This window comes from Paraburkholderia saeva (assembly GCF_907164555.1).
Taxonomy (GTDB): Bacteria; Pseudomonadota; Gammaproteobacteria; order Burkholderiales; family Burkholderiaceae; genus Paraburkholderia; species Paraburkholderia saeva.
Genome location: NZ_CAJQZC010000011.1, coordinates 36,119 through 49,290, shown reverse-complemented (window position 1 = coordinate 49,290; position 13,172 = coordinate 36,119). Strand labels below are relative to the sequence as shown.

The window sequence follows — 13,172 nt, the reverse complement described above, 5'->3', positions numbered from 1 at the left end:
TGCGCTCCGGCATTCCGGACGTCAGTCTTTGGCCGGCTCGCTCATCCATTTGCGCCAGCCCTCAAGGCCCAACCGCTGCATCGTTTCCTGATTGCGTTCGTAGATATCGGCCGCGTCGGGAAGCGCATCGACGGCCCGCTCGATGCTCGCTTCGCGCAGAAGGTGCAGAACGGGATACGGCGCGCGATTCGTGTAGTTTTCGATATCGTCCGGCCCGGCGCCTTCGAACTGATACTGCGGATGAAAGCTCGCGATCTGCAATTCGCCTTCGAGACGCATCTGCTTCAACATCCGGTCCGCGAAAAACAGGCAGTCGTTGTATTCGAGGAAATCGCCGAGCGCGTCCGGAATGATCAGAAGCGTGGTGTCGATGTCGGCGGGATCGGTGTCCGCCAGCGTCTGCAGTTCGGCTTCCAGATCGACGAGCACACCTTCCATGTTCGTGGCTTCGCTGATTGTGTAGCGGATCTGGCCTTTCACATGCACGCTCTTTGCGAACGGACACAGGTTCAGCCCGATGACCGCCCGCGTCAGCCAGTGACGGGTGGCGGAAAGAATCGATTCGCGGGTTTCGGCAGACAGCGGCATGGCGGAAGGGCAACGTGGAAAGCCGTATTTTAACGGCGTCGCCGGCAGTGTTCGCGCGGGCGTTGCGGCGCTGGATCGATCTCCTGCGGATCTGTGCGGGCGGCCTTCAGCCGGCCGCGCCTTTGCAGGCCGCGGCGATCAGCTGTGCCGCCACGTTCGGCGCGGCGCGCACGGGCCCACAGCCCGGGCCATACGTCTGGCTCGCCGCATAGACACCTTCGATCACGAGTCCGAGCGCGTTGGCGAGCGCTTCGGGATCGTCCGCACCTGCTTCCGTTGCGAGCGAAAGGAGTCGTGCCATCAGCCTCGCCTTGTTGTCGATGACGAACTGGCGCGCAGGATGCGTCACGTCGGGAAACTCGACGGCGATGTTCACGAACGGGCAGCCGCGATAGTCATCCACCGAGGCTCGCACGACCAGATCGTCGAAGTACTGCTGCAGCTGCCTTGCCGGCTCGCCCGGATGCTTCGCGAAGCTCTTTTCGACGTAACTGAAAAACTGTTCGTCCTTGCGGTCGAGATACGCCAGCACGAGATCGTCTTTCGACGAGAACTGCCGGTAGAGGCTCATCTTGTTGACGCCCGCGCGCTCCACAACCGTATCGACACCCACAGCCCGCACGCCGTCGCGATAGAACAGTTCATCCGCCGCGCGCAGCAGATGCGCCTGCGCGTCGGGGCCCGCCGTCTGGGTGCGCGCACGACGATTCGCCGTGCGTTTTTCCGTTTCGCGCTGTGACATGGCGTACTACCTCCCGTTGCTTACGCTTGACATGTTACCGACCAGTAACTAAGATCGCAACACATTGTGACTGATCTGTCACAAGTCCTTTACTGAAACCGTAACAATTTGCGCGGGCGGCAAAAACGGGCGCCGCGCCCCGGCTGGAGAAGAAAACCGATGAACTGGGCTGCGAGACTGATTGGGGGGCGCTTCCACTATGGATGGCTGACCGTGGCGGTGGTTTTTCTGGTGCTGCTTGCGGCTGCTGGCACGCGGGCGACACCGAGCGTGATGATGGTGCCGCTCGAACATCAGTTCGGCTGGAGCCGCGCGACGATCTCCCTCGCGATTTCGGTGAATATCGCGCTATACGGCTTGATGGGCCCATTCGCGGCCGCGGCGATGCAACGGTTCGGCGTCCGGCCCACGCTTCTCGTCGCGCTTGCGACGATGGCGGGCGGCGTCGCGCTTTCGTCGCTGATGACGCATCCGTGGCAAATGGTGTTGATCTGGGGCGTGATGGTCGGCGGCTCGACGGGTGTGGCGGCGCTGTCGCTGTCGGCGACCGTGGTGACGCGCTGGTTCACGACGCATCGTGGTCTCGTGATGGGCATCCTGACCGCGAGTTCGGCGACCGGCCAGCTCGTGTTCCTGCCGCTTCTCGCCGCGATCGCGCAACATCACGGCTGGCAGCCGGTTGTGCTCACGGTGGCGGCTGCCGCAGCCATCGTGCTGCCGCTCGTCGCATTTCTGCTTCCTGAGCGTCCCGCCGACATGGCGCTTCGCCCGTACGGCGAGCCGCACGACGCGCCGGTCACCTCGAACATGACGAAGCAGAATCCGCTGGCGATCGCGTTCGGCACGCTGGCAATGGCCAGCAAGACGCGCGACTTCTGGCTGCTCTTCTTCAGCTTCTTTATCTGCGGCGCGAGTACGAATGGTTACGTCGGCACCCATCTGATCGCGATGTGCGGCGACTACGGCATGACCGAAGTGCAGGGTGCATCGCTGCTCGCCGCGATGGGTATCTTCGATCTGTTCGGCACGACGCTCTCCGGATGGTTGTCGGATCGCTTCAATAGCCGCGTGCTGTTGTTCTGGTACTACGGGTTGCGCGGGCTGTCGCTGATGTATCTGCCGCATGCGTTTGGCATCGACTTCTTCGGGCTGCCGCTTTTCGCCGTGTTCTACGGCCTCGACTGGATTGCCACCGTGCCGCCGACCGTGCGTCTTGCGACCGACGTCTACGGCAAAGAAGCGGCACCGGTCGTGTTCGGCTGGGTCGTGGCCGGTCACCAGCTCGGCGCGGCGTTCGCGGCGCTTGGCGCCGGCATGCTGCGCGCAAGCCTCGGCACTTACACCGTGGCGTCGATGATTTCGGGCGGATTGTGTCTCGTGGCCTCCGTCATCGTGCTGCGAATCAATCGCGGCGAGCGGCCGGTTGCCGCGCAGGCGGCTTGACGCTTTCCAGGCGGTCATCACTGCGTTAAATGATGTAAGGCCGATTCAGCACTTCGACGGCCACGCAGCGGACATCACACGAAAAAACCGGAGCGACGATTATGTCGCTCCGGTTTTTTCTGGGTAACGCAATCTGTCTTATGCGCGAGTGCAAGCGGCGCGCGGCACAAAGGCCGGTTATGCTATGTGGCCCCGGGCGTTTGCCCGTCGACTGGATCACGACTGAGAGAAGCGCATGATTACAAAACCCGCTCCAACAACTGTCCCCATCCACGAACTTCTTGCTGGCCGCTGGAGCCCGCGCGCGTATTCGAGCGAACCGTTGAGCCGCGACCAGTTGCATACGATGCTCGAAGCGGCGCGCTGGGCGCCTTCGTCATATAACGCGCAGCCGTGGCGCTTCATCGTGTTCGACCGCACCACGGACGAAGTCGCGTTCAAGCGTGCCTTTGCGACACTGGTGCCGTTCAACCAGGGATGGAACGGTCCAGCGCCGGTACTGATCGCAGTCACGACACAGAAGCTGACGAGCAAAGGCGAAATCAACCGCTGTGCAGCGTACGATGCGGGCGCGGCAGCAATGGCACTCGTTTTGCAGGCTCACGCGCTGGGTCTCGCTGCACACCAGATGAGCGGCTTTGATGTCCCCGCGTTTCGTAGCGCGTTTGCGATTCCCGCCGATGTCGACGTGATCGCGATGATCTCGCTCGGCCACTACGGCGATGTCGACAAGCTCGACCCGGTGTTGCGCGAGCGGGACAAGTCGGTACGGCAGCGTCAGCCGCTGGGCGAGATCGCTTATGGCGGCGCGTGGAAGAAGGCGTTCTGATATCGGCGTAAGCGTTCGGCTACGCTTTACCAGCGAAAACGCGCGGCCTTGATGACCGCGCGTTTTGATTTTCGGAGTTGCCGTTGTTGCAGTCGGCCTCAGCGGTCCACATCGAGCGCCGAAAGCGGCGACGCGACGGTTTCCAGCGATTTTCTTTCCGCATCGATGCCCCATATCGCTGCGATTACGGCAGCGGCCACCATCAGCGCCGCGCCGACCAGATACCCGGTGAATACCTGCGCACGCTCATGCGTATCGATCAGGCGCCCGAAAAACGCCGGCCCGGCGACGCCGCCGAGGGCCGTACCAAACGCATAGAACACCGCGATCGCAAGCGCGCGGATTTCGAGCGGAAACGATTCGCTGACGGTCAGATAGGCCGAACTCGCCGCCGCCGATGCAAAGAAGAAGATCACCATCCAGACGATCGTCTGCTCCGTCACGTTGAGCCACTGCTGCTCGAAAAGATACCCGCTCACCGCGAGCAGTACGCCCGATATCGCATAGGTCGACGCAATCATCCGGCGGCGGCCGATTACATCGAAGAGGCGTCCCAGCAGCAACGGTCCGAGAAAATTGCCGAGGGCGAACGGCAGCAGATACCAGCCGATGTGATCGCCCGGCACGCCGTAGAAGTCGGTCAGCACCAGCGCGTAGGTGAAGAAGATCGCGTTGTAGCAGAACGCCTGCGCGGTCATCAAGGACATTCCGACCAGCGCGCGCCGTCGGTGCAGCGCAAAGAGCGTGTGGAAGACCTCGCGTAACGTCGTGCGCTCGCGCGAACGCAGACGCAGGCGCTGAAGACCATCCTCCGGTAAGGTATGCCCCTCACGTCGAAAACGCGCTTCGATGCCTTCGACGATGGTCCGCGCTTCGTCGTGTTCGCCGTGCGTCAGCAGCCAGCGTGGGCTCTCGGGGATCCACGCGCGCATCGGCAGGATCACGAGCGCCAGCGCGGCGCCAATGAAGAAACACGCGCGCCAGCCCCAGTCGGCGGGCAGCAGGCTGTTGTCGAGCAACACCAGCGAGCCCGTCGCGCCGAGCGCGGCGCCGACCCAGAACGTGCCGTTGATGCCGAGATCGGTCCAGCCGCGCACGCGCGCGGGCGTGAATTCCTGGATCGTCGAATTGATCGCCGTGTATTCGCCACCAATCCCCGCGCCGGTCAGAAACCGGAACACAATGAAACTCGCCAGATTCCAGGAGAGCGCCGTCGCAGCCGTGGCGGCCAGATAGAGTGCAAGCGTGATGAAGAAGAGCTTCCGGCGCCCGAGCCGGTCGGTGAGCCAGCCGAAACCGAGCGCGCCGAGCACGGCGCCCGCGATATACGCGCTGCCGGTCAGCCCCACGTCGGCGTTGGAAAAATGTAGCGTCGGGCTGGTTTTCAGCGCGCTCGCCACGGCGCCGGCCAGCGTCACTTCGAGACCATCCAGCAGCCACGTGACACCCAGCGCGAAGACGATCAGCGTATGGAAGCGGCCCCACGGCAGCCGGTCGAGCCGCGACGGCAGATCGGTTTCGATGACCGCCGGCCGTCCGGCGTGGGCGTCGGGGGCGCGAGGCGCGTCATCATGCAGCGGCGGGCTGCCCGGCGAGGCGGCCCGTTCGTGTGTCGAAGCGGACGATGGCCCGGTCATCCCTCAAGATCTCCCGAAAATTGACGACATATCCTGCTTAACCTGCATGAGTTGGGACATTGCGGCAGCAAATTCCATTCCGTGCAAAGTCGCGCTGCGCCGGTTGATACTGAGGGCGCTTCGTGTTACAAAGCCCGTCCATTTCCGTCTTTCCGTCCGCGCCAACCGTGAGCGATTCCTGCCATGACCTACTGCGCGATTGACTTCGGCACCTCGAACTCGGCTGTTGCGCTGCCTGACGGTGCGACGCCGCGCCTGGCTCCCGTCGAGGGCGACTACACGACGCTGCCGACCGCCGTCTTCTTCAACACCGACGAGAACACCCGCGAATTCGGCCGCGCAGCGCTCGAAGCCTATATCGACGGCTTCGACGGCCGGTTGATGCGCTCGATGAAGAGCATTCTGGGCTCCGCGCTTGCCGATACGACCACGGATCTCGGCGACGGCTCCGCCATCCGCTACACCGACGTGATCGGTATTTTTCTCGATCACCTGAAACGCAAGGCCGAAAAGGTCGCGGGCGCATCGATCGAGCGCGCTGTGCTGGGCCGCCCCGTGTTTTTCGTCGACGACGATCCGCGCGCCGATCAGCTCGCGCAGCAACAGCTGGAAGCGGCGGCGCGCTCGGTGGGTCTGCGCGACATCCATTTCCAGTATGAGCCGATTGCGGCCGCGTTCGACTACGAGTCGCATCTGACTGCGGAAGGACTGGTGCTGGTGGCTGACATCGGCGGTGGTACGTCGGACTTTTCGCTCGTGCGGGTGGGGCCGGACCGAATGCATCGCATCGAGCGCAAGGACGACGTACTCGCGCATCACGGCGTGCACGTTGCCGGCACCGACTTCGACCGGCGCGTCGAACTTGCGACCATCCTGCGCGAACTCGGCTACCAGTCGCTCGATCCGGAAGGCCGCGAACTGCCGAACCGCGTCTACTTCGATCTCGCGACGTGGCATCTGATCAACACGGTCTATTCGCCGAAGCGCGTGAGCGAACTCAGTCTGATGCGGCACCTTTATATCGAGACACGTCAACACGACCGGCTGATGCGCGTCGTCGAGCGCCGTCTGGGGCACGCGCTGGCCGCGCACGCCGAAGAAGCAAAGATCGGCGTGGCCGCAGGCGGCGAAACTGTGATCGATCTGGATGAGGTAGAAGACGATCTGCGTCTCGCATTCGACGAAGCGCAACTCGTTGCAGCCGGAAACGACGACATGCACCGCATCGTTCAGGCCGCGCGCGACACCGTGCAGGCTGCGGGCATTGCACCGCGCGACGTGACGGCCGTGTACTTCACGGGTGGCTCAACGGGCCTCGCGTTTTTGTCGAACGCGCTGGCTGCGGCCTTTCCGGGCGCCGAAGCCGTATTCGGCGATCGACTCGCCAGCGTGGCGACCGGTCTCGGGATTCATGCACGACGCATTTTCGGATAATCGGTATTACGCGATTAACGCCGTTTGCGCATGAAAACGCAGGCATAAAAAAACCCCGCCGAGGCGGGGCTTTTTTGCGTCCAGAAGGAAGCGTACTGCTTACACCGGCTTGATGTTAGCAGCTTGCTTGCCCTTCGGGCCCGTCTTGACTTCAAACGTGACCTTTTGGTTTTCTTGCAGCGACTTGAAGCCTTCTGCGCGGATTTCCGAGAAATGCGCGAACAGATCTTCGCCACCGCCGTCCGGCGTGATGAAGCCAAAGCCCTTTGCGTCATTGAACCACTTGACGGTACCGGTTTCCATATTACTTGTTCCTAAAGATGGTGAATAAGGCCGAAGCCCGGGTGTGCATGAAAATCAAGGAAGGGGCAATGGGACCAACCGGAGTACCGTTGATGGGCGAACTACGAAAGACCTTCACTCGCCGCTTGAAATCCTGCCCGAACGTTATACGGCGATTTCTTACGAAGGTCAACCCAATTCCCCCATTCTTCGCAGGTTTTTTCGGAATGGTCCGCTTGTTGCTCTCTGAACATCCTGTTTGCGGTGGCAGTTTTGGGGTCATAGCGCGTAAAGGTGCACTAACCGGGTGCAACCGCTAAACTACGCGCCCGTGCAGAGGTTGCACCTTTCGTCTGACTGTCAGCCGGCCTGTGCGGGTAATGAAGCGTATATTTTCAGCTGTTTGCCTCGCCATACAGCGCTTCACATGCTTTCGAAACAGGAGAAGACGTGAAAAGTTCTATTCAGAGGAACATCGGGCCGGTTGCGCTGCTACTGACAGGCCTCGGATCCATCATCGGGTCGGGCTGGTTGTTTGGCGCATGGAAGGCGGCAAAAATTGCAGGACCGGCGGCAATATGTGCATGGGTGATTGGCGCCATCGTCATTCTCGCCATCGCGCTGACGTATGCGGAACTGGGTGCGATGTTCCCCGAATCAGGCGGCATGGTGCGTTACGCCCGCTACTCGCACGGCGCGCTGGTCGGCTTTATCAGCGCGTGGGCAAACTGGATCGCGATCGTTTCGGTGATCCCCATCGAAGCCGAAGCGTCGATCCAGTACATGAGCACCTGGCCATACGACTGGGCGCACGCGCTCTTTGTGAACGGCTCGCTGACGACACCCGGCTTACTGCTCTCGGCGGCGCTGGTGATCGTGTATTTCCTGCTGAACTACTGGGGCGTGAAGCTCTTCGCGCAGGCAAACTCGGCGATTACGGTCTTCAAGTTCATCATTCCGGGCGCGACGATCCTCGGCTTGATGCTGACCGGCTTCCACAAGGAAAACTTCGGCGACGCTGGTTCGTTCGCGCCGTACGGCTGGTCAGCCGTGCTGACTGCGGTCGCGACGAGCGGCATCGTGTTCGCATTCAACGGTTTCCAGAGCCCGATCAACCTTGCGGGCGAAGCGCGCAACCCCGCGAAGAGCGTGCCGTTCGCGGTGATCGGCTCGATCCTGCTGGCGCTCGTCATTTACGTGCTGCTGCAGATCGCGTACATCGGCGCGGTAAACCCGTCTGACGTCATGAAAGGCTGGAGCCACTTTAACTTCGCGTCGCCGTTCGCGGAACTGGCGCTTGCGCTGAACCTGAACTGGCTCGCATTCCTGCTGTATGTGGATGCGTTCGTGAGCCCGAGCGGCACCGGGACGACCTACATGGCCACGACGACGCGCATGATCTACGCGATGGAGCGCAACAACACGATGCCGAAGATCTTCGGCAACGTGCACCCGCTCTATGGTGTGCCGCGTCAGGCGATGTGGTTCAACCTGCTGGTCTCGTTCATCTTCCTGTTCTTCTTCCGGGGCTGGAGTTCGCTCGCGGCCGTGATCTCGGTCGCCACGGTGATTTCGTACCTGACGGGCCCGATCAGCCTGATGTCGCTGCGCCGCGCGGCAACGGACCTCGAGCGTCCGCTCCACATTCCCGGGATGTCGGTAATCGCGCCGTTCGCGTTCGTGTGTGCGTCGCTGATCCTGTACTGGGCGAGGTGGCCGCTGACAGGCGAAATCATTCTGCTGATGATCGTCGCGCTGCCGGTCTATTTTTACTTCCAGTCGAAGTCGGGCTTCGGCGGCTGGGGACGTGACCTGAAAGCCGCGTGGTGGCTCGTCGCGTATCTGCCGATCATGGCGCTGCTTTCGCTGATCGGCAGCAAGCAGTTCGGCGGCCGCGGCATTCTGCCGTACGGCTGGGACATGGTCGTCGTGATCGCGTTTTCGCTCGTGTTCTACTACTGGGGCGTGCACACCGGTTACCGCACCGAATACCTCGACGAGCGCGAATCGCACGACGAGATTCTGGAAGGCATCGGCGCGTAACGCGGTTGCTCTCTTCAGCTGGACGGGTGCCCCGCGCGGAATGTGCGGGGCGCCGACGCAACGATAAAGCCCGCCTGGGTGACCTCAGGCGGGCTTTTCTTTTCCGGCTGGAAGGCGACGGATCAGGCGTTGCCGAACACGTAGTTCGTCATCGCGAGCGAGCGCTGATACGTGCCGAGCGACTGGATCGACAGCGTGAAGTCGTCGTCGGCGGCGCCGAGCGCCGAGAAGACCGGCAGCAGGTGCTCGTCGGTCGGATGCATCAGCACGCCGTGCGGCGCCTGCGCGCGATAATCGAGCAGCGCGTCGATGTCGCGGGCGGCGAGCTTGGATTCGAACCAGTCGGTGAACTCGGTCACACGCGGATCCGCGTCTTCCGGACGCGCCGAGAAATCGGCCGCGCGCAGATTGTGGGTGATCTGGCCGGAGCCGATCACCATCACGCCTTCGTCCTTCAATGCCCGCAGCGCACGGCCTACGCGGAAGTGATGCGCCGGGTCCATGCGCGGCTGGATCGACAGCTGGGCGACGGGCACGTCAGCTTCCGGGAACAGCAGCAGCATCGGCACCCAGGCGCCGTGATCGAGCCCGTGCGGCTGCGTCGCCGTTGCAATGCCGTGTTCTCCCAGCAGCGCCGCCACCTGACGGGCGACATCCGGCGCGCCGGGCGCCGGATACTGGATCTCATACAGCTGACGTGGGAAGCCGTAGAAATCGTGGATGGTTTCCGGCGCGTCCGACGTGCTTGCGACCGGTTGCGCCGTACCCCAGTGAGCGGACAGCATCAGAACAGCCCGCGGACGCGGCAGCTGGGTCGAAAGCGACGCGAATTCCGCCGACGGCAGCGTCGGATCGATCGGCAGCGTAGGTGCACCGTGCGACAGGTACAGCGTGGGTAAGCGGGTCATGGCAGCGAAGCCGCGTGGTCAGCGGCCAGAAGGTTTCGTTGCTACCACTATAGAGGCGCACTGCCGTTTGATAAACAGGGCGAAACGGATTTGATTGTCTCGCGGATGTAGGTAATCGCGGAAGCGAACGCGCCACGCGCGACCCGTCGCTCAGTCGTGCGTTCCGCGCAGTCCTGGCCATGCAGGCGCGAGTGCGGGACCGAGCGCGAACAGATCCAGCACGCGCGCGACGGTCTGGTCGACCATTTCGTCGATCGACGCCGGCTGGTTGTAGAACGCCGGCAGCGGCGGGAAGATCACGCCGCCCATTTCGGTGACGGCCGTCATGTTGCGCAGATGCGCAAGGTTGAACGGCGTTTCGCGCACCATCAGCACGAGCCGGCGGCGCTCCTTGAGCGTGACGTCGGCGGCGCGGGTGATGAGGTTATCGGCAAAACCGTGTGCAATGCTCGCGAGCGTTTTCATCGAGCAGGGCGCGATGATCATGCCGTCCGTGGCGAACGAGCCGGACGCGATGCTCGCGCCGACATCGCGCACCGAATGGACGACATCCGCGAGCGGATGCACGTCTTCCCTGCTTAACTGGAGTTCGTGCTGGACGTTCAGCCAGCCGGCACTTGAGATCAGTAGATGACTCTCGACGCCGCCCAGACGGCGCAGCGTTTCGAGCAGCCGGATGCCGTAGACGGCACCGGTCGCGCCGGTAATGGCGACGATCAGCCGGCGCGTGGCCGGGGCGGGCGCAGCCTGGGTTTCCATGGCGTGCGCCACGCGAGCAGGATTACGCAGCCGCGAACAGTTGCTGCAGTTCGCCGGACTGGTACATCTCCATCATGATGTCCGAGCCGCCGACAAACTCACCCTTCACGTAAAGCTGCGGAATGGTCGGCCAGTTCGAGAATTCCTTGATGCCCTGACGGATGCCTTCGTCGTCGAGGACGTTGACCGTCTTGAATTCACCGACGTTGCACGCCTTCAGGATCTGGATGGCGCGGCCCGAGAAGCCGCACATCGGGAACTGCGCGTTGCCCTTCATGAAGAGCACGACGTTGTTTTCGTCGACGATTTGCTTGATGCGTTGTTGCGTATCCATGACTGACCTTGCGGTTCCGTAAATTGCGGGATAGACCCAGATGATAGCGGAATTCGATGGCGCAGGCTGGGCGTCGCCTTGCGGTTCGTACGGGCGATTCGTGTATCAGGGAAGGCGGTTCAGGTCGCCGCACGCCGCCCGCCGCTGATGCGTTCGATGCCCGCGAGATCGCACGCAGAGCGGACTTCACCGAAGCTGCGGTCTTCGAGCAATGTGCGCACGGCCTGCGCCTGATCGTAGCCGTGCTCCATCCACAGCACGCCACGAGGCGCAAGCCATGCGGGCGCGCCAGATACGATCGCGCGGATGGCGGAGAGGCCGTCGGCTTCGTCGGTGAGCGCGCCGCGCGGTTCGAAACGCAGATCGCCCTGTGACAGATGGGGATCGCCGCTAGCGATATAGGGCGGGTTGCTCACGATGACGTCGAAGTGAAGCGCCTCGCTCGCATTCAGCGCATCGTACCAGTCGCCTTCCCAAAATACCGGTGCGCCGCCAGGGCGCGCTGCGTCAAGCAGCTTGCCGGCGTTTCGAACGGCGACGGCGAGCGCCTCGGATGAGCGGTCGACCGCCCAGACCTGCGCGTCAGGTCGCGCCGAAGCAATCGCGACGGCAATCGCGCCTGTGCCGGTGCCGAGGTCGAGCACACGCGGCTTCTTCAGGCCCTCGAGCGCTTCGAGCGCGGTTTCGACCAGCAACTCGGTTTCGGGCCGCGGAATCAGCACATGCGGCGTGACGTCGAATTCGAGCCCGAAAAATTCGCGCGCGCCGACGAGTTGCGCAACGGGTTCGCCCGCAAGGCGCCGTGCCTCCAGCGCCCGATAACGCTCGATCAACGCTGCGCCGAGCGGTTCGTCGCTGCGGGTGATCAGTTCCGTCCGGCGCCAGCCCAGCACATGCCCGAGCAGGATCCGCGCTTCGAGCACGGGTAGCGTGGAAGCGCGTAGCAGGGCGGCAGCGGTATCGGCATTTTGCATGGCGGCGGCGTGGGCGTGCGTCAGTCGGCGTCGCCGAGCGAGGCGAGCAGTTCCGCCTGGTGTTCGCTCACCAGCGCCGCGATGAGTTCAGTGAGATCGCCGTCCATGATCGCGTCGAGGCGGTAGAGCGTCAGGTTGATCCGGTGATCGGTGAGACGCCCCTGCGGGAAGTTGTACGTGCGAATCCGCTCCGACCGGTCGCCCGATCCGATCAGGCTCTTGCGCGTGGCGGCTTCCTTCGCGTGCTGTTCCTGCGACTGCCTGTCCATGATGCGCGCGGCGAGCACCTTGAGCGCGCGATCCTTGTTCTTGTGCTGCGAGCGGTCGTCCTGACATTCGACGACGATGCCGGTCGGCAGATGGGTCACCCGTACGGCCGAATCGGTCTTGTTGATGTGCTGGCCGCCCGCGCCGGACGCGCGGAACGTGTCGATCCGCAGGTCCGCCGGATTGATCTGCACTTCAGCGATCTCGTCCGCTTCCGGCATGACCGCGACCGTGCATGCCGACGTATGGATACGGCCCTGCGTTTCGGTAGCCGGCACGCGCTGCACGCGATGGCCGCCGGATTCGAACTTCAGCTTCGAATATGCCGCTTCGCCGGCGATCCGTACGATCACCTCCTTGTAGCCACCGAGGTCCGACTCGCTCGCGGACATCATCTCGACCTGCCACCGGTTGCGCTCCGCGTAGCGCAGATACATGCGCAGCAGATCGCCCGCGAACAGCGCCGATTCGTCGCCGCCCGTACCCGCACGGATTTCGACGAAGATGTTGCGGCTGTCGTTCGGGTCTTTGGGCAGCAGCATGGTCTGCAGTTCGCTTTCGAGCTTCGCTTTCTGCTCGCGGGCGGCGCGGATTTCCTCTTCGGCGAAGTCGCGCATCGACGCGTCGGACAGCAGCCCCTGCGCGGTGGCTTCGTCGGTGAGCGCCTGGCGCCATAGCGCGTATTGCTCGACGACCGGCCCGAGTTCCGCGTGTTCGCGCGTCAGCTTGCGGTACTGGTCGAGATTCGCGGTGATGTCTTCGCGGCTCAACAGGTCGTTCAGTTCGGCCAGCCGGGTGGTGAGCTGGTCGAGCTTGCTTTGCATGCTCGTTTTCATCGGACGGGTCGGAGCGGGCTCCGGAAAGGACGACTGCTAATGGAAAATTCGGGAAATTCGCGGATGCCGGGCGCGAGGCATGACCGGCATGCGGCG

General features: G+C 63.1%; 13 protein-coding genes. 4 read left to right on the top strand and 9 right to left on the bottom strand.

Annotation, left to right across the window (positions count from 1 at the left end; all coding sequences use genetic code 11):
- Positions 1–21: 21 nt before the first annotated feature.
- Positions 22–588: a DUF1415 domain-containing protein gene (locus LPA36_RS24290; protein ID WP_228882471.1), complete on the bottom strand. Its 567-nt coding sequence runs from the start codon at positions 586–588 to the stop codon at positions 22–24.
- A gap of 106 nt (positions 589–694) precedes the next feature.
- The gene (locus tag LPA36_RS24285; protein ID WP_228882469.1) at positions 695–1,330 is read right to left on the bottom strand and encodes a TetR/AcrR family transcriptional regulator; all 636 of its coding nucleotides are present in this window, start codon (positions 1,328–1,330) and stop codon (positions 695–697) included.
- A 159-nt stretch (positions 1,331–1,489) separates the two neighbouring features.
- On the opposite strand from LPA36_RS24285, the gene LPA36_RS24280 reads away from it, so the two are divergent.
- Both LPA36_RS24280 and LPA36_RS24275 read left to right on the top strand, forming a co-directional pair.
- Positions 1,490–2,773, top strand: a complete 1,284-nt coding sequence (locus LPA36_RS24280) for an MFS transporter (RefSeq protein ID WP_228882468.1) — start codon at positions 1,490–1,492, stop codon at positions 2,771–2,773.
- Between the two features lie 235 nt (positions 2,774–3,008).
- On the top strand, positions 3,009–3,602 hold the full coding sequence (locus LPA36_RS24275; protein ID WP_228882466.1) for a nitroreductase family protein: 594 nt from the start codon (positions 3,009–3,011) through the stop codon (positions 3,600–3,602).
- Positions 3,603–3,700: 98 nt separating this feature from the next.
- On the opposite strand, the gene LPA36_RS24270 is transcribed toward LPA36_RS24275, so the two are convergent.
- Positions 3,701–5,239, bottom strand: a complete 1,539-nt coding sequence (locus LPA36_RS24270; RefSeq protein ID WP_228882464.1) for an MFS transporter — start codon at positions 5,237–5,239, stop codon at positions 3,701–3,703.
- 183 nt (positions 5,240–5,422) lie between these two features.
- Between LPA36_RS24270 and LPA36_RS24265 the strand changes: the two genes are divergently transcribed.
- Positions 5,423–6,673, top strand: a complete 1,251-nt coding sequence (locus LPA36_RS24265; protein WP_228882462.1) for an Hsp70 family protein — start codon at positions 5,423–5,425, stop codon at positions 6,671–6,673.
- A 99-nt stretch (positions 6,674–6,772) separates the two neighbouring features.
- On the opposite strand, the gene LPA36_RS24260 is transcribed toward LPA36_RS24265, so the two are convergent.
- On the bottom strand, positions 6,773–6,976 hold the full coding sequence (locus tag LPA36_RS24260; RefSeq protein WP_090537350.1) for a cold-shock protein: 204 nt from the start codon (positions 6,974–6,976) through the stop codon (positions 6,773–6,775).
- 429 nt (positions 6,977–7,405) lie between these two features.
- On the opposite strand from LPA36_RS24260, the gene LPA36_RS24255 reads away from it, so the two are divergent.
- Positions 7,406–8,998 carry an APC family permease gene (locus LPA36_RS24255; protein ID WP_228882460.1) on the top strand — a complete coding sequence of 531 codons (1,593 nt, stop codon included), beginning with the start codon at positions 7,406–7,408 and terminating at the stop codon, positions 8,996–8,998.
- A 122-nt stretch (positions 8,999–9,120) separates the two neighbouring features.
- Here the strand turns inward: LPA36_RS24255 and LPA36_RS24250 are convergent, their stop codons facing one another.
- The 5 genes from LPA36_RS24250 to prfA form a co-directional block, all read right to left on the bottom strand.
- Entirely contained in the window at positions 9,121–9,906 is a 786-nt protein-coding gene (locus LPA36_RS24250) for a DODA-type extradiol aromatic ring-opening family dioxygenase (RefSeq protein ID WP_228882458.1), read from the bottom strand.
- Between the two features lie 150 nt (positions 9,907–10,056).
- On the bottom strand, positions 10,057–10,665 hold the full coding sequence (locus LPA36_RS24245) for a UbiX family flavin prenyltransferase (protein WP_228882456.1): 609 nt from the start codon (positions 10,663–10,665) through the stop codon (positions 10,057–10,059).
- A 22-nt stretch (positions 10,666–10,687) separates the two neighbouring features.
- Entirely contained in the window at positions 10,688–10,999 is a 312-nt protein-coding gene (grxD, locus tag LPA36_RS24240) for a Grx4 family monothiol glutaredoxin (RefSeq protein WP_228882454.1), read from the bottom strand.
- A 119-nt stretch (positions 11,000–11,118) separates the two neighbouring features.
- Positions 11,119–11,973: a peptide chain release factor N(5)-glutamine methyltransferase gene (gene prmC, locus LPA36_RS24235; protein ID WP_228882451.1), complete on the bottom strand. Its 855-nt coding sequence runs from the start codon at positions 11,971–11,973 to the stop codon at positions 11,119–11,121.
- A gap of 20 nt (positions 11,974–11,993) precedes the next feature.
- On the bottom strand, positions 11,994–13,076 hold the full coding sequence (gene prfA, locus LPA36_RS24230) for a peptide chain release factor 1 (protein ID WP_228882449.1): 1,083 nt from the start codon (positions 13,074–13,076) through the stop codon (positions 11,994–11,996).
- Positions 13,077–13,172 lie beyond the last annotated feature (96 nt).